The organism is Candidatus Saccharibacteria bacterium (genome assembly GCA_016191105.1).
Classification (GTDB): domain Bacteria; phylum Patescibacteriota; class Saccharimonadia; order CAILAD01; family BJGX01; genus JACPPH01.
On record JACPPH010000004.1, the window covers coordinates 1 to 15906 of the forward strand.

The window sequence follows — 15906 nt, forward strand, 5'->3', positions numbered from 1 at the left end:
ACGTCAATGTCACAAACAAATATTTAAACTCATCTATGGATCTCTGGGGTGTCCGAAGTGTAACTCCAAATTACTATTTCGTCGTAGTTATGGCCGGTGTGCAGATTGTCAAATCAAGTACTTCGCCAAGGCTGGCAGCTGGTTAAGACAGAGTAATTTAGGTTTTCGAGCTATCTTTTTGCTACTCTCTGGCTGCTTACAAAGATTTTTTGTTCAGAGTTCGTTTGGTGAGCCAACTATTTAATGAGGCTGGTTAGCTCATTTACTTTTTGCTCGAGCAGCCCTTGATTTGTAGCCTCTACGTTGAGCCTCAACACTGGCTCGGTGTTGCTGGGACGCAGGTTAAACCACCAATCAGAGAAGTTAACGCTCAAGCCGTCGAGCTCCGATACCTGGCCATCAGTAAACTGGGCCTTTACACGCCCGATGGTTGCAGCCTTGTCTTTGGCGTCAAAATTCATTTCGCCAGAGTCAAAATAGCTGCCGTTTAGCTCGGCCACTAGGGCCGAAAGGGGCTTTTCGGCCTGGCTCATAATGTGCAGCACAGTTAATGCTGCCAACAGCCCGCTGTCAGCAAAGTAGTTGTCTCGAAAGTAAAAATGACCCGAGGCCTCGCAGGCAAAGATGGCATTGTGATCACGCATATCGGCCTTTATAAAGCTGTGCCCAACCTTGGTGCGAATAAACTTACCACCGTTTTGTTGCACCACATCGGGCACAATATTCGAAACTATAACGTTGCCCAAGATTGTGCCACCAGGATCCAAGTGCAGAAAATATTTAGCCAAAATCGCGCCAATTTTGCTAGCCGAGATCCAATTGCCCCGCTCGTCGATCAGGAACACCCTATCGGCATCGCCATCGAAAGCTAGGCCGCAGTCTAAATTATTTTCTACAACCAACTTCTGAAGATCCTTGGTGTTTTCGGGTAGCGCCGGGTTGGCCAGGTGATTTGGAAAGCTGCCATCGAGCTCTAGAAATAGCCCATCGATCTTAAGCGGTGTTAGCTGTTGCAGTGGCGGCACCAGAATTGCGGCCATACCATTACCGGCATCGAGCCCAATTTTTAGTGACTTAAACCTATCGCCAGACAGCTTAACAGCGTGTTCTACCCAGCTGTTTAAAATGTTTTTTTGCGTGACCTTGCCAGTTTCAACGGCTTTTTTGTATTGATCAGCTTCGATCTCTTGCTCGATCTCTAGCAAACCACTATCTATGCCAATTGGCACCACGCCCTCGCCAGTGAGCTTAATGCCGTCATATTTGCCGGGGTTGTGGCTGGCTGTAACCATTGCCCCGCCGGCCAAGCCAAGGCTACCGACCGCATAGTACATCATGTCGCTGGTGATTAAGCCCAAACTTATAACCTCTCGATCTTGCTTAACCAGCCCAGAAATAATAGCCTCTGCCAAAGCTCTAGAGTCGGCGCGCATGTCCCAGCCCACTGCTACCACGCCACCGGGCAAGTGATCGGCCAGCGCTCGACCAATGGCATAGGCCACCGGCGGATTCAGCTCTTGCGGGCTCAAGCCACGAATGTCGTAGGCCTTAAATATGTTTGGATTAAATTTCACAAGTCTATTCTACCCCATAGTTTTTATTGATGTCGTCAGCTATAACCTTACTTCGGTTTCCGGCAAGTTTTTTGCCATAGGCATAATACAAAAAAGACTCAGCGTAATCTTCCTGGGGAGCACTGTCGCCATACCTGGTGGGTGCTTCGCCCTCAAAAGTTGGGGTGGAACTGTGTCCATGCACTCTTTCATCTAAAATATGGCCAACTTCATGTACCAGATTGGTTTCTGCGACCAAGCTAGCACCACTCTCCCCAGATAAGCGGGTCCAGTCACCAGGGTTGAGAAAACCAAGCTCAACTGTAGTTGTCTCTGCATCTTGCACCGAAAGTAAGCCTTTTTGTCGGTCAACAATAACGGCATTTTGTTTGCCAAGAGCCAGTCCGCCACCCTCGATTACTCCATCGGCGACATATACCTTCAACCCAGGCATGGCTTTATCGAGCGAGGTGCCAAAAACCGCCTCTAATCGGCTGGTGGCATTTTGAACAGCCTCTAAGAGCTGGGGTGGTGCTTGTTCGGATCCACACAAGATTACTTCTGCCGCATCGCTACCTTCTCCTTGTTTGATCAGGGTAGTCTGCTGGTCGGGTGGATAGAGCGATTCCAGTTTGGTCAGGACGGCTCGTTCCTCTGCGGATTTCTGTAGCTCGTTCTTGAGTTGATGTGCTCCCTCGGGAGCTCCATTGGCGGGTTCTATGTTGTGTACTGTCTCGGCCATCGTATCTCCTAGTAAAACAAATTCTTGCGTAGCCACACTTCGCGCTTTACCGCCAAACGCTCACCAAATTTTTGCCAGCGGGCGTACTTACTGGCATTTAGTGGCCAGTCGTACACGCCTACGTACTCGGTAACTTCGGCGTTAAAGCCTTGTTTAAAACGCACTAGCCCGGCTAATGGGTGGCTATCATCTTCGAGCTTATTGCGCGGCGGCATGCCGTGCAGGTCGTACTTAGTTACACCGTGCCCTTTTAGCCACTTCATAACCTCCCACTGGGCCAAGTAAGGTGCCATGAGGTTGCTGTGAGTGCGGGTGGAGCCACCGTCTTTGTAGAGCGCACGAGTGCCTAGCCAGGTGGCAAAGACACCGCTTAAGATCTCGTCGCCCATGTAAGCAAAGAACATTTGCCCCTGCCCTGCCCTGCTGTAGAGCTTCCAAAATGTACTCATGTAATTCCAGCTACGCATATGAAAACCATTGCGCTTTTGGGTTTCCAGCAACAGACCATACATGGTGCGCATGTTGGCCTCGGTTAGTTCCATTGGTCTTACTACCACCCCTTTGCGGGCCGAGAGGCGAATGTTGTAGCGGTGTTTTTGCTTGAAGCTCTGCAGAATTTCGTCTTCGCTCGGCGAGAGATCGACCACAATGGTGGATTTATTCCATTGCAGATCGAACCTAGCCTTGGCTAGACCCAAGTCAGTTAAATCGGTTAATAGAGTTTTGTCGAGCATTAGCTCGGGCTCGAATTTAACCAAGAAGGCATTCTTGAGCTCATCTTTGAGCCCACTCATTATGTCTTTGAGTTGGGCGGGGGAGCTAATGGCAGGACCTTTGGGGCAATACCAGATTTCGCCAAAATGGGGGAGGTTGCGAACCAAAAACAGCATGGCAATTTGGCGGCTGCCATCTTCATATACCAAATGTTTGGGTTGCCAGCCGAAACGGGACTTAAACTCGCCATACACCTTAGCTTGCAAGGGCTCGTCGTGCAGCGGATTGGTGGCTAGCAGTGCATCCCAATTGGCGAGTTCAGCATCTGTGGCAGTGCGAATGCTCATTAGCCCTTACCTAGTTTTTTAGCAATTCCATACAATTTGTATTTACCTTTTGAGATCGGCATATCCCAAGTGCCAGCACCTTTTACAATCTCGCCACCGAATCTGGCTTTGAACTTGGTGTGCCCTATCCAAGGATGATCCTCCCAATCGAGCGGCACCACGCCGCCATAGTCAAAAGCTCGCAGGCCATGCTTCTTGGCGTCTTCGACCGACCACCATAGCAAAGCAGGCCCGGCGTGAACTTTGCGGTTGAGATAATCGTTGGTTGCGGCGTAAACGTAGTAGCGGGTACCATTCCAGTCAATGCAGATTGAGCTAGCCACATAATCTGAGTCGGTGCGGGCAAAGTAGAGCTTGCAAGCGCCAAGGGGCATAAGGGTATTTAGCAGAGCTTCGTAGTAGCTATCGGGGTGCATGGTTATGCCTTGGCGTTTGGCGGTGATGGCTTGTTGAGCCAAAAACTTGGGTAAATCAGCTGGGTTGTTGCTAATCTCGAGTCGCAATCCCCGCTTGGGCGCGGTGTTTACATAGTTGCGATGACTGCTGCTTACGTTGCGCCAGAGTTCATCGCGCTCGGGGGTGAGATCCAAAATCATGCGGTAGCGTGGCTGCATTTCTTTGACTTCGGTTAGGCCAGCTTGTTTTAGGCTGGTTTCTGGCATATCTAAGATTGGATCCATGCGCACAAAGGCTACTTTGGCTTGTTCGGCTGCTTGTTTAACCGACTCAAGCGAGGCTTTAAAAGCCGCCTCGTCTTTTAAGGTTGGCCCATACGACAGATACAAATAATTTAACTTGGCTGCGCTAGTGCGAACAGCGCCCAGCCAGCTCCAGCCATGGCCAAAGTCTTGCAGAGTATGTCGGCCCTGAGCTTGCTGAAACTTTTTCCACAAACTGGATTGGTAAAGGTGACCGCCGAGCTGTTTGAGCTGTTCGTCCCACTGTTTATCATCAACTTCGTGCATGAGCATATTGTAACAGTTTGAATCATCACTATTCTACTTGACTAAAGGAGTGTTTTATTGTAATATCTACCAAGTTCGCTAGTCCCAAACTCTTAAGGGACTGGCAACAGCTCCTTACTATTTGACCGGGAGGTCATTATGCTAGATAGTGTTGCAAAGGCAGCGAGGGCACTCGCAGCTTGGCGAGCAGTCGAATCAGATGCTGTCGAAGACATGGATGCCGCAGTAAAGAAGGCCTCGATTGCTACGGCTCATGAAATGTTCCTTCGGGAAGTCTACGCCATTGCCTTCGATTTGGTTCCGAAGATTCTGGATCACGGTGAGATTGCCGTGGTGAGCGAAGTTCACTACAGCGCCGTTGCGGGGGGCGGTGGGTTCATCGTTCAAAATATGAACTTCGACCACCAGAGCCTCGGTGTTCTATTGATGCCAAACCAAGTTTCGATCGAGAACTGGCTTCAGCTCATGATCGATCTGCCCGAGATCCTCGAGACCTTGGGTGTCAAGTAGTTCCAAACAACGATCCGACCCAAAAGGAGGTCACAGCAATGCCCCACTCATTCGTTCTTGCCAGCCCGGCTGCGCAAGACACGCTCATTGACGCCCTAGACGCAGATAACGCAGAAGAGCAATTTCTCTACATGACTGCACTGGGCGTTGCAGACGTCTTCAATCGGATTGTCGACGAAAAGCTCGTGCCCGGTGAGACATCACTTGCGCACATTGTAGTTCGCCGCCGCTCCATGCCAGCAGACCTCGTGGTGATCACTGAGGCCGACTGGACCGAAGATCGAGTTGACTATTTCGACGAGCTTCAAGAGGGTCTGCACGACGAGCTACGTGACACATTCGCAATCTGGGATGAGTCACCGCTCAAACTCGAATCCCACCTCGTCATTGTTGGCATGCCTCCGCAAGCAGGACCTCACGGCGTCTTGCCGCGCCTGCCCGACAAAGACAGCACGCTCACGGTTCCCGAGACAGCTCGACTCGAACACTGGCGCGGGCTCTCGGGTCCGTAGTCAGAAGAGGTGCAGTAGTAAGGAGCACCCGACTCGACCCTCGTGGCCGGGTCGGAGTGACTCCCAAGCTTATAATTCGCTTGTAAGTTTAGGAGTTTACTGAACTCCGGCATTAAAGCAATCAGCAGCACCGGCTGGTCTAAACGCTTCTGTTTCGAGCACGAGCGCCGTCTTTGCACAGAACAGAAAGTGTAGACTAGTTGGTGTTAGCTAGATTGTGTCCATGCCGGACGGTTTTGCTACCTTTTGCCAAGACAAAAGGTAGTCGTGCACCGAAGGTGTATGAAAACAGATTCTTCGACTTTCTGCTGAGCAGGATCGCTCAGAATGACAGCAGCTATGGATTCGACTAAAACAGATCCTTGGTGTATTCTACCGATCGTTCTACAAACACATCTTTGGCGTTTACAATGTCAATCTCAATATCGAAACTCGTGAACACCTTGGGCTGCTTGAGCGCATCGGCCCTAGTCATCCATTTGTTGCGACCACCCTCGAACTTGGTGAGTAATTTACCCGCAGTTTTGGTGCAGCGCACCACAAAGAATATTTTGTCTTCGAGCTGATCGCCGGTTTCTTGCTGATAAACCAGTTCGTGGTAGACCCCCGAAATTTTATGATCGGCCGTTAGGCCTGTTTCTTCCATAAGCTCCCGGGCGGCGCATTGCACGATCGTTTCGCCCCAGCGGATTTTGCCAGTTGGCAGACCCCAGAATCCAAAGTAAGGGTGTTTAAGCCGTTCTTGAAACAAGTACTCTTTTTGACCTTTACTGTTCTTACGCTCAGCGCACAGAATTACCGCCACCTTGGGCTGACGCTCAATGGTGTTGTTGTCGGTATCGAGTTTGTTGGCGTGCTCTTTGCCGCGGGGTGTGAGCGCGTAGGTGCCGCGAGCCACCTTCTCGACCAATCCCAGCTCCACCAGCTTTTGAATGTGAAAGTTAAAGTGGTCACTACTCATGCCGGTGCTTTTTTGTAGCTTGGCAAAGTTGGCTTTCGGGTGAAACAGCAACTCACGCAATATCGAAGTCTGAGCGTCATGGATCTTTACTTCATGACTCATTAGTTGTCCCCTTTCTCTTATAGTTCGCGCTTGTCACCTTATTGTCTAAAACGACGAAACGCGCGCTTATCTTAAGAGAGCTCTCACCTTGCACTATAGACTGAGCTAAAAGATAAAAAAAGTAAAGTCGACTTCAGGTTTGCTTGAACTTTGTTCACATCTGGAGTAAAGTAACGGCGATCCCATTCAGCTAGACCCCTAGGAGGTTCGGGATGTTCCGAAAAGTAGCCGGCGAGAAAGTCTGGAGGCAAACCAGCTTCTGCGGTCTTGGGCACGACCTGCTCCAGGGCGGTGCTCTGATTGCCCATCGAACCACGATCGGCAAGTGCCTGAAAGTGGGCTTCGGGGTGGTGGTCGTCCACGATGCCGAGATCGGTGACAATGTCACCTTGGAAATCATGTCCCATGTGGGGCAAGGCTCCAAGATCGGCAGCAACACCACAGTGAAGTACGAAGCTCGCATCGGCGACAACTGCATCATCGGTGAGCGTTGTCTGATCGGCCGTCGTAGCATCGTTGCCGATGGATCGGCGGTGCCCAATGGCACCGTCGTGGAAGACAACACCTGGTTCGCGCCGACGTTCGCACAAGCCGGTTGACGGCGGGTCAGCTGACGGGAGTAGGGCCGCAATGCGGCTCTGCTCCCTTCGCTTTTTAGTAGATAATTAATCCTATATACTTTTATGCATGAATATTCTAGCGATCGAAACTAGTTGCGATGAAACAGCTGCTGCCGTAGTTCAGGATGGCAGCAAGGTTTTGAGTAGTGTGGTGAATTCGCAGGTCGAAATTCATGCGGCTTATGGTGGTGTGGTGCCCGAGGTGGCAGCTCGCAGTCACATCGAAGTCATCTTACCGGTGATCGAACAAGCCCTGAGCGACGCCAAAGCAACTTGGGACGACATCGATGCCATTGCCGTAACTCGTGGCCCGGGTTTGATCGGCTCACTCTTGATCGGTGTTCTTACTGCCAAAACCTTGGCGTTTGCGAAGAACAAACCACTTATTGGGGTGAATCACATTTGGGCTCATGCTTTTGCAGCCTTCTTGACCCCCACTCCCCCAGCCTTCCCTTTCTTGGCGTTGACCGTTTCGGGCGGCCACACTACCCTTTCGCTGTATCGCGAAGACTTAACTCGAGAGGTCTTGGGCCAAACGCTCGACGATGCCGCTGGCGAGGCCTTCGACAAAGTTGCCAAGCTGATTGGCCTGCCCTATCCTGGCGGGCCTCACATATCCAAGGCAGCAGAGAATGGTGACGAGAATAAATATAAGTTTCCGATAGCCAAAACTCCAGGCAAATATGACTTTAGCTTTTCGGGTTTAAAGACCGCGGTATTACGACAAGTGCAAGAGATTACCGGCGTTAACCCAGGTAACTCTAGGTCTGTCATTCTGAACTCGAGTGAAGAATCTCAGAGATCCTTCGGCAGGCCTCAGGATGACAATAAAGGCAAGCTCACTAAAACCTATACCCTAGACAAACAAGTCCAAGCCGATATTGCGGCTAGCTTTCAAAAAGCTGCTGTGCAGGCCTTGGTGCAAAAAACTTTGAGTGTCTATACCGTGACCCAGCCAGCCAGCATGGTGGTGGGCGGCGGTGTGGCCGCCAACAAATATTTGCGCACCAAACTCACACAGAGCCTACCTAACGCGCTTTTTTTGCCGTTTGAGTTGTGTACCGACAACGCGGCTATGATTGGCGCTATGGCCGCCAAAATGGCCGAGCACAAGCGTTACAGTTCGATCGACGAACTAACAGCCGATTCGAGTTTAGAAGAACTCTAGGCGGCTACTTCTCCGGCATTAAAGCAATCAGCAAGTGAAAATAGTTTTAACGCTCAGTGTTCGAGGACTGTTTGATCCGCATGCCAGCGGAGAGTTCCGCAGCTTCAGCTTGAGAGCAAGCAGGCTGCCACCGGTTGTGAGCCTATGCCAGAAGCTTTGGCAACTTTCCGCTACAAAGAAGGCCAGTGCGGACAGCACAAGATTCAGCTTTCGGCCGAATGGCCGACTTACTTTTTAGCAGTAAAAAGTTAAGCAAAAACTGCCGACATGGGCTCAAATGCTGGAAACGCCAACGGCGGCTTCATTTTCTGTTCTGCCGCAGAGACGGCGCTCGTGCTCGAACAGAAGCGTTCAGCCTTGTTGACTTTCTGATTTTCGAATGTCGGAGAAAGGAAAAGCAAATTATTTACTAACGACTTGGCGGAGGCCATCAATGCGCTTTTGCACTTCGGCCTTCTTGGCGTTGTGAGTGTCGATCTCTTTTTGCAGGCTCTGGATCTGTGTGGTCTTGTCGGCAATCTGCTCGTCGAGGCGCTTGCTCTCGCCCTCGAGCTTCTCGATCATCTGGCCCACGTTTTTGTCGACGTCTTCGACAACCTCTTCACTGCCCTCTTCTTCTGTGCTGGCCGGTTCGGTGTCAGTACTGTCCTCGTCGTCGGTTACGGTTAGGCCGTTGTCGTCTGGCTGTTCGTCGGTAGTTGCCTCGTCGCTGGCGGGTTCGGGAGAACCAATCGTTGCAGCTGGCTTGTCATCCACCTTGTCGGCTGGGCTGACTGGCATTTCGGTGGTATCGGCCTCTTCGGCTTGTACTTTATCGTCGCTGGCAGCTGGGTTAACATCGTCGTCGCTGGCTTCGGGTACTGGAGTGGTATCATCACCCATCATCTTGGCGGCAGCGGCATCGTCGCTATTGCTGGCAGCGGCATTGGCCTCCGACGGCTTGTATTGGGGTTCAAAAACCTGACCCATTTGTGGTGCATTGGTGCCAGCATCATCGGTTTTGATGTGTGAGATTGCCGGCGCTGGTGCGGCCGATTGTAGTGGTACCGTGTTGGCGGCCGGATGTGGTGTAGCGCCAACTACGGCCGGGATGTCATCGGCTATCGTGGGTGTGCCATCATCAACCATCGGTGCACGTTGATCCCACTGATCATCTATTTCGAGCGGACTATAAATATCTTTCATTGCGACTCCAATCTCCCCCATACTGTCGTACCTCTTTTGCTTATTGTAAAGATACCAAGGCCAACTGTCAAACATTCTTATGCTTGGAATTTAACCTGAAAATGGTACAATTGTGGTAATGAAAAAGGCAAACAAAGTGGAGTTAGCCAAAGCTTATGAGCCGGCCAAATACGAGGCCGACATTTATTCTTTGTGGGAGAAATCAGGTGCATTTAAGCCCAGCCCTAACGCCAAAGGCGAACCGTTTTGCATCATAATGCCACCGCCCAACGCCAATGGCAGCCTGCATGCTGGACACCTAATGTATGTGGTCGAGGATATTGCCGCTCGCTATGCGCGCATGCAGCAGCGCCCCACCCTTTGGCTACCGGGCACCGATCACGCTGGCATTGAGACACAATTTGTCTACGAACAGGTGCTGGCCAAGGAGGGCAAGACCCGTCATGATCTGGGCCAAGAGGCTTTTTACAAGGCAGTATGGGATTTTGTGGAGGCTCATAAGGGGAATATTGGCAAACAAATGCGCTCCATGGGCTTTTCGGCTGACTGGGGCAAAGAAAAATATACTCTCGATCCAGATATAGTTGGGATTGTTTACGATACCTTCGAGAAACTTCACAAGGACGGACTGATTTATCGCGGCAACCGGATTGTTAATTGGGATCCAACCACCAAATCAGCTTATGCTGATATTGAAATTACTCATCGTGAGCAAGAAGATGAGCTCTACACTCTCGACTATGGCCCCGTTCAGATCGCCACTGCTCGCCCCGAGACCATTTTTGCCGATGTGGCCGTAGCTGTTCACCCAGCCGATAAGCGTTTTAAGAACTTGGTGGGTACTGAGGCCGTTATACCCCTGGTAGATCGACCCATTCCAATAATTGCCGACGACTACGTTACTACAGATTTCGGCACCGGTGCGCTTAAGATTACACCCGGGCACGACAAAAACGACTATGAGATCGGGCTGCGTCACAACTTGCCACAAATTAGTGTGATTGATCTGGAGGGCAAAACTATCAACATGCCCGAAAAGTATGTAGGTTTGGATGTAGATGAAGCCAGAAAACTGGCTGTAGAAGACCTCAAGCAGGCTGGTAAGCTTATTAAAACCGAAAAGCTGGTTCACCAGGTGGCAATCCAAGATCGTAGTAAGGCTAGAATTGAGCCGTTGATTACCGAGCAGTGGTTTTTGCGGGTTACCGAGCTTAACAAAGCCGTGGTTAAGGCTATCGAGAGCGATCAGGTTAAATTCTACCCAGCCCGGTTCAAAAAACTAGCTCTCGATTGGTTGGCACAAGAGCACGACTGGTGCATAAGCCGCCAGATCTGGTGGGGCATTCGCATACCGGTTTACTACAAAACCTCTTCGGATCCAAGCAAAGATGCCTATATAATCGCTCGATCGGAAGAAGAAGCCGAAAAATATTATGGCAAAGGTAACTACCGAGCTGAAACTGACACCTTCGATACTTGGTTTTCATCTGGTCAATGGCCATTTGCCACACTTATGAGCACTGGTGAGTTTGACCAGTTCTACCCAACCTCGCTTATGGCCACTGCTCGCGACATCTTACACAAGTGGGTTACCCGCATGATTATGTTTGGCCTGTACAAAACTGGCGAAGTCCCCTTTCGCGATGTTTACCTCTGGGGAATGGTTACAGATGAAAAAGGCCAAAAACTGTCTAAATCTAAGGGCAACTACGACGACCCTATGAAGATTACGGCTGAGTATGGAACAGATGCCTTGCGGTTGGCTCTAAGTATTGGCATTACACCTGGAAATGATGGAAAGATTAGCGACGAAAAAGTTAAGGGCTACCGTAATTACTGCAATAAGGTTTGGAATGTTGCCCGCTTTGCGCTGAGCTCCCTACCAGACAGCTTTGACCCTAGCAAGATCGAGCTTAAAACCCCAGCCGACCACTGGATAGTCCAACAGATAAACCAAGCCATAAAAGGCTCTACCCAGAGCCTTAACAGCTACAAATACTCCGAAGCCGGGCAAACAGTCTATTCCCTACTCTGGGACGATCTGGCCGATAAGTACCTAGAGCATTCTAAGTCTGATCTAAACCCGGCAGTTTTGGTTTACGGATTGGAGACGGTTTTGCGACTTCTCCACCCCTTTGCCCCGTTTGTAACCGAGACTATCTGGCAGCAGTTGCCTTGGACCAACTCAAATCTTATAACCGAACAATGGCCGAAAGTTGTCCACAAGCCATCCACAGCTATCGCGCTGAAGTTTGATCTGGAAATCATCGAAATTCTAGCAGGCAAGCAAAAAGAAGTGGATAAAACCAAAACGCTCAAGCTCAAAAAAGAGATTGAGGCCAAGCAGAATCTTGTTAAGATCACTAAATCTAAGCTCGAAAACAGTAGTTTTGTAGAAAATGCCCCCAAAGACGTAGTAAAGGGAGAGCGAGCCAGATTGGTTGAGGCAAAAAAGCAATTAAAAGAGCTCGAGGCGGCGCTTGAAGAAGCCAACTCCTAAACCAGAACAAAAGTTTAATTTTTGGCTGCTAGCGAGCTTGGTATTAGTAGCTTTGGGGCTGTTGATTGCTACCTGGACACCTCAGATAATCAGCTGGCGAAGCAAGCTAGTCGATAAACTGGTGGCGGAGTCGAATACCCAGAATACACTTGGCTATCTGAAAGCCGCACACGCCCTGGCGCCAACCGACTCAGTGGCCACCGAGGCTTTGGCCAAATATTATGCCAGGCAGGGTAGTGGCACGGCAGTGCTCGCAACCTATGAACAGGGCATAAAGCAGCCCAATCAGATTTATCTGGGGAATTTGGCGTTGAGCCTGCAGCAATACGACCAAGCCTTGCAGCATTTTTATGTGGCTGAGCGCCAGCAGCCAAGTGCGGCTAGCTTGAGTGGCCAAGCGGCAGTTTTGTTTAATCTAGGTAGGGTAGAGGAGGGCTGTGTTAAGGCCGGCAACGCCCAAAAACTTAATCTAAATAACACCCAAGCCGCTGGAATGCTACAGATCTGTAATCTACTCAAGGCCAACCCTAATGAGGGCTCTAGGGCCGACGCTCAATTGCTAGTTCAAAATCAAATAGCCAGAGTGGGGGAGAAGTGGTTGCTGGCCACAAATGTTAAAACGCCCAATGATTGGCTAAACCTAGCTCGCCTAGCTGCAGCCCGTGGCGATGCCAAGCTTGCCATAACCCGCGCCGAAGAGGGGATTAAGCTCGATCAAGCTAGTTTGCAACTCAATGAGGTGCTGGTCCAGTACTACAAATGGGCGGGGGACAGTTCTAACGCTCAAAAATACCAGCGGCGCGCTCAGCAACTGGAGTTCGAAGCCTGGCAATAGGTTCCACAGGCAATAATTTGGTGATTTGTCAAGTTTAAGGCATAAGTACTATTTTCGGTTATAAACGAGAGACGCCCCTTGCGGGGAGCCTCTCGTCGATTGTAGACGAAAGCCCGAGGGGGGCGTGTGTTCTGGTGACCGGCTTGCGGTTAGTGAGCGGAGCTGCCGACAGACGTGTCAGTGACGAGCATGTCGCCGGCTACAAGATCGAGTGACTTGAACTTCTTTTTGCTGAGAAGACCCATTGGTGCCTCCAAGGGTGGTTGGCTGGCCAAAACCAGCAAACGGATTTGAACACTGCGATTCTACTATAAATCAGATTGATAATCAATCAAAAAAGACCCTCTTTCGGGTCTTTTTAATAGTTCCTGGCGGAGAGGGTGGGATAGCGGCTACGCCTTCTTCGCTTGTTCGTGCTCGAAGTAAACTTCTGCGCCTCAACTTCGCTACGCCGAACCCTCGCAGCTAAAGCTGCTTTCGTTGGCTTCTCACTACTGTCATCAGAAGAAAACATCCGAGACAAGCTCGAACACTTTCTTCTGGCGGAGAGGGTGGGATTCGAACCCACGAGACCGTTGCCGGCCTGACGGTTTTCAAGACCGTTCCCTTCAACCACTCGGGCACCTCTCCAGGCTATTTGTTGCTTCGTTTGTGGTTGATCCAAATATTTTTGAGCCAACCTAACGACAATGTCGAAAGTACAAAACCAATTGTTGGGATAACAGCATTCAGATAGAACTTATCTACTCCTAACAAGTAAAACAGCATGGCCATAAGTAGATAAGTGAGAATCATTATGGCAAACAACCTTGTTTTACTAGTCTCCCAAGCCTTATCTAATTCAACTCGGTTGTTGCGAGATTGCTTGAATTTCTTTTTCTAAGTCTGCCATTTTGATAATTTCTGGCGGAGAGGGAGGGATTCGAACCCTCGCGGGGGATTACTCCCCCCTACCGGATTAGCAATCCAGCCCCTTCAGCCTCTTGGGTACCTCTCCGTGCTGGCTTAAAAAGTACCGTGTAATTATACTCTACAGGTTGGGAATTGCCAAGAGTAAGTCGTGGACAGGCGCGGGGGAATATAGGATAATAAAGTTCAATGAACGACGATCCAAAACCAGGCCAAATTATTGAGCCGGGGTCAGGCTCAAACAGTACGGGCGGCAACAATGCACAACCGACTGGTTTTAGACCTGCGCCTAATCCGTTCGAAACCCATGCTGGCGCGAGTGCGGCACCAAGTGACATGCCGACAGCCCCAGCGGCACCACCACCAGTGCCACCAGTGCAACCACCGCCTCCACCCAGTATGGAGCCAGCAGTAAGCCCAGCCGAGACACCACCCACACCAGGATCTGGACACCCGGCTACACCTGAGCCAGTAGTTCCGACACCACCAGTTCCAGCAGCTCAACCCGCTCCGGTGCCCCAGCCACCCGTTGCTCCTACTGTTGCACCAACCGACAACCCATTGAATACCCAAGACGCAACTCCAACTCCGCCACCAATTGCTCAAATGCCCACAGATATGGTTAATACAGAACCACTTCCACCCGCGGCAGCGGCTCCTGTATCCCAAACCACCGAACCGCAGGCGACCCAAGATGATGGCAAAAAAGCCAAAAAACCAGGGCTTTTGGCCAAATTAGGTCTTGGCGGCAAGAAACCCGAAGCCGATAAACCTCAGCCAGCCGGCCCGCCTGTGCCCGAGGGTACGCAGATTAGCTGGCAAGCGCCAGAGTTTGTGCAAACTCACAAGCCGGTTGGCTGGTATTTGCTAGTTGCTGGATTTTTTGCGGTTCTAATTGCCCTGGCCATACTGACCCGACAATGGCTCTCGATTGGGCTGTTTGCTCTAATGGGCGCAACTTTGGCAGTCTATGCCAATCGCAAACCGCGAGTTTTAAATTATGAAATGACCAATAATCACTTAATGGTTGGCCAAAAACGATACGGCTACGGCGACTTCAATGCTTACTATCAAGGCCATGACTATAACCAGACTGTATTTGATTTGGTGCCAGACAAACGCTTTGGTACCCTGGTGAGTCTGCCGGCGCCGCACGACATGATCGATCAGATAGATGGGGTATTGGCTGGCAGCTTGCCCAAGGTCGAACCGCACGACGATGCGATCGATAAGTTCTTTCGAGCCCTTCGCTTTTAGCTATTGACTAAAAGCACCAAAAGTTGTATTATACTCCAGATCTTTGTTCATCGACGTCTGGAGATTTATATGAATACGCAAGACAAGCGCAGTGTGGCTCTAACCGGAGCCATGGTGGCCGCAGGCTTCGTGGCGTACCCCAACATGAGAAGGGGGGTTGCGCTCGGTGCCCGCCGCTGGCGCAATGATTGGCGAGCAACTGGCTTCGACATCTTGTTGTCCACCAGTGGCCAGGCGTTCTTCTGGACGCTGGGTCAGGACTTCATTGGTCTGAGCATGCGACCCAAGTGGCTACCAGGCGTGGGGCACGTGCTGGCACGCAAGTTGCAGCCACTCATGCCGCAGACTGCCAGCTTTGCCTGGACCATGAAGTTTGCCGAGATTGCCTGCGACGCCTTGAAGATGCCGGTCGAAGGCAGGCTGTACAGGCAGTCCGGCATCATTCCCGACGGCTGGGCCTGCTTGATTACTCAGCCAGGCTGGAGCTTCATCGAGGTGGCCGACAAGCTGGCCGGGGTGATCCTTTGCCCCGAGCTGGTCAATGACCACCAGCAGGTGGAGGACAGCATGAGCAGCATCTACGGCTCAGTCACCCGGTTGGCCCTGTGCTCGTTGTTCTTCTCGACCTTCGGTTCCAAGTCGCTCGAACGCAAGCGCCATCCGCAGAAGGTGTTCGGCTAGACCAAACCAACGCCCACTTCTTAGCGAGCGAATTACGCCCCTAGGAGGTGGGCGCAATTCGTTTAGTTGTCATTTCGACCAATGTAGATAAATCCGCAAGTAGATCTCTCGACTTCGCTCGAGATGACAAGTGGCGCGCCCGGCAGGATTCGAACCTGCGGCCTCTGGCTCCGCAAGCCAACGCTCTATCCAACTGAGCTACGGGCGCTTGTTAGACAACTACTGATAATCCCACAAAAGTTTGCTAATTCTTGTTGAGGTAGTCGCAAGTTGTCTTTCTCTCAATCCGACAAACAACTTATTTGATTGGTTGGACTGATTAGAGACAAATAATTTTAACTTGGG

Annotated in this window: 15 protein-coding genes and 3 tRNA genes; 8 read left to right on the forward strand and 10 right to left on the reverse strand. The window is 50.8% G+C overall.

What is annotated here, in order from left to right:
- Positions 1–236: 236 nt before the first annotated feature.
- The 4 genes from HYX70_01775 to HYX70_01790 are packed head-to-tail and all read right to left on the reverse strand — an operon-like array spanning position 237 to position 4321.
- Positions 237–1574: a phosphomannomutase/phosphoglucomutase gene (locus HYX70_01775; protein MBI2798013.1), complete on the reverse strand. Its 1338-nt coding sequence runs from the start codon at positions 1572–1574 to the stop codon at positions 237–239.
- Between the two features lie 4 nt (positions 1575–1578).
- Positions 1579–2295 carry a hypothetical protein gene (locus tag HYX70_01780; protein MBI2798014.1) on the reverse strand — a complete coding sequence of 239 codons (717 nt, stop codon included), beginning with the start codon at positions 2293–2295 and terminating at the stop codon, positions 1579–1581.
- Between the two features lie 8 nt (positions 2296–2303).
- Positions 2304–3356, reverse strand: coding sequence for a peptidoglycan bridge formation glycyltransferase FemA/FemB family protein (locus tag HYX70_01785; protein ID MBI2798015.1), 1053 nt, complete (start codon positions 3354–3356; stop codon positions 2304–2306).
- Positions 3356–4321: a peptidoglycan bridge formation glycyltransferase FemA/FemB family protein gene (locus HYX70_01790; GenBank protein MBI2798016.1), complete on the reverse strand. Its 966-nt coding sequence runs from the start codon at positions 4319–4321 to the stop codon at positions 3356–3358. The genes HYX70_01785 and HYX70_01790 overlap by 1 nt, the downstream gene beginning before the upstream one ends.
- A gap of 138 nt (positions 4322–4459) precedes the next feature.
- Here HYX70_01790 and HYX70_01795 point away from each other — a divergent pair, with 138 nt between their 5' ends.
- On the forward strand, positions 4460–4831 hold the full coding sequence (locus tag HYX70_01795) for a hypothetical protein (protein ID MBI2798017.1): 372 nt from the start codon (positions 4460–4462) through the stop codon (positions 4829–4831).
- 233 nt (positions 4832–5064) lie between these two features.
- Positions 5065–5343, forward strand: coding sequence for a hypothetical protein (locus HYX70_01800; protein MBI2798018.1), 279 nt, complete (start codon positions 5065–5067; stop codon positions 5341–5343).
- Between the two features lie 349 nt (positions 5344–5692).
- On the opposite strand, the gene HYX70_01805 is transcribed toward HYX70_01800, so the two are convergent.
- Positions 5693–6304: an NUDIX domain-containing protein gene (locus HYX70_01805; protein MBI2798019.1), complete on the reverse strand. Its 612-nt coding sequence runs from the start codon at positions 6302–6304 to the stop codon at positions 5693–5695.
- Positions 6305–6618: 314 nt separating this feature from the next.
- Between HYX70_01805 and HYX70_01810 the strand changes: the two genes are divergently transcribed.
- Both HYX70_01810 and tsaD read left to right on the forward strand, forming a co-directional pair.
- The gene (locus HYX70_01810; protein MBI2798020.1) at positions 6619–7005 is read left to right on the forward strand and encodes a hypothetical protein; all 387 of its coding nucleotides are present in this window, start codon (positions 6619–6621) and stop codon (positions 7003–7005) included.
- Positions 7006–7093: 88 nt separating this feature from the next.
- On the forward strand, positions 7094–8194 hold the full coding sequence (tsaD, locus tag HYX70_01815; GenBank protein MBI2798021.1) for a tRNA (adenosine(37)-N6)-threonylcarbamoyltransferase complex transferase subunit TsaD: 1101 nt from the start codon (positions 7094–7096) through the stop codon (positions 8192–8194).
- Positions 8195–8596: 402 nt separating this feature from the next.
- Here the strand turns inward: tsaD and HYX70_01820 are convergent, their stop codons facing one another.
- Positions 8597–9379: a hypothetical protein gene (locus HYX70_01820; GenBank protein MBI2798022.1), complete on the reverse strand. Its 783-nt coding sequence runs from the start codon at positions 9377–9379 to the stop codon at positions 8597–8599.
- Positions 9380–9497: 118 nt separating this feature from the next.
- On the opposite strand from HYX70_01820, the gene HYX70_01825 reads away from it, so the two are divergent.
- Positions 9498–11879 carry a valine--tRNA ligase gene (locus HYX70_01825; protein ID MBI2798023.1) on the forward strand — a complete coding sequence of 794 codons (2382 nt, stop codon included), beginning with the start codon at positions 9498–9500 and terminating at the stop codon, positions 11877–11879.
- A complete protein-coding gene (locus tag HYX70_01830; GenBank protein MBI2798024.1) occupies positions 11860–12714 on the forward strand; it encodes a hypothetical protein in 855 nt (284 codons plus the stop codon). Before HYX70_01825 ends, HYX70_01830 begins: the two co-directional genes overlap by 20 nt.
- A gap of 540 nt (positions 12715–13254) precedes the next feature.
- Here HYX70_01830 and HYX70_01835 read toward each other — a convergent pair.
- From HYX70_01835 to HYX70_01845, 3 genes are all read right to left on the reverse strand, one after another.
- Positions 13255–13344, reverse strand: a tRNA-Ser gene (locus HYX70_01835).
- Positions 13345–13347: 3 nt separating this feature from the next.
- A complete protein-coding gene (locus HYX70_01840; GenBank protein ID MBI2798025.1) occupies positions 13348–13509 on the reverse strand; it encodes a hypothetical protein in 162 nt (53 codons plus the stop codon).
- A gap of 109 nt (positions 13510–13618) precedes the next feature.
- A tRNA-Ser gene (locus HYX70_01845) sits at positions 13619–13711 on the reverse strand.
- 101 nt (positions 13712–13812) lie between these two features.
- Between HYX70_01845 and HYX70_01850 the strand changes: the two genes are divergently transcribed.
- Together HYX70_01850 and HYX70_01855 are read left to right on the forward strand one after the other, a co-directional pair.
- Positions 13813–14880 (forward strand): hypothetical protein, encoded by a 1068-nt coding sequence (locus HYX70_01850; protein MBI2798026.1) that lies wholly within the window; start codon positions 13813–13815, stop codon positions 14878–14880.
- A 69-nt stretch (positions 14881–14949) separates the two neighbouring features.
- Positions 14950–15561, forward strand: coding sequence for a hypothetical protein (locus HYX70_01855; GenBank protein ID MBI2798027.1), 612 nt, complete (start codon positions 14950–14952; stop codon positions 15559–15561).
- A 131-nt stretch (positions 15562–15692) separates the two neighbouring features.
- On the opposite strand, the gene HYX70_01860 is transcribed toward HYX70_01855, so the two are convergent.
- A tRNA-Arg gene (locus HYX70_01860) sits at positions 15693–15769 on the reverse strand.
- Positions 15770–15906: the final 137 nt, after the last annotated feature.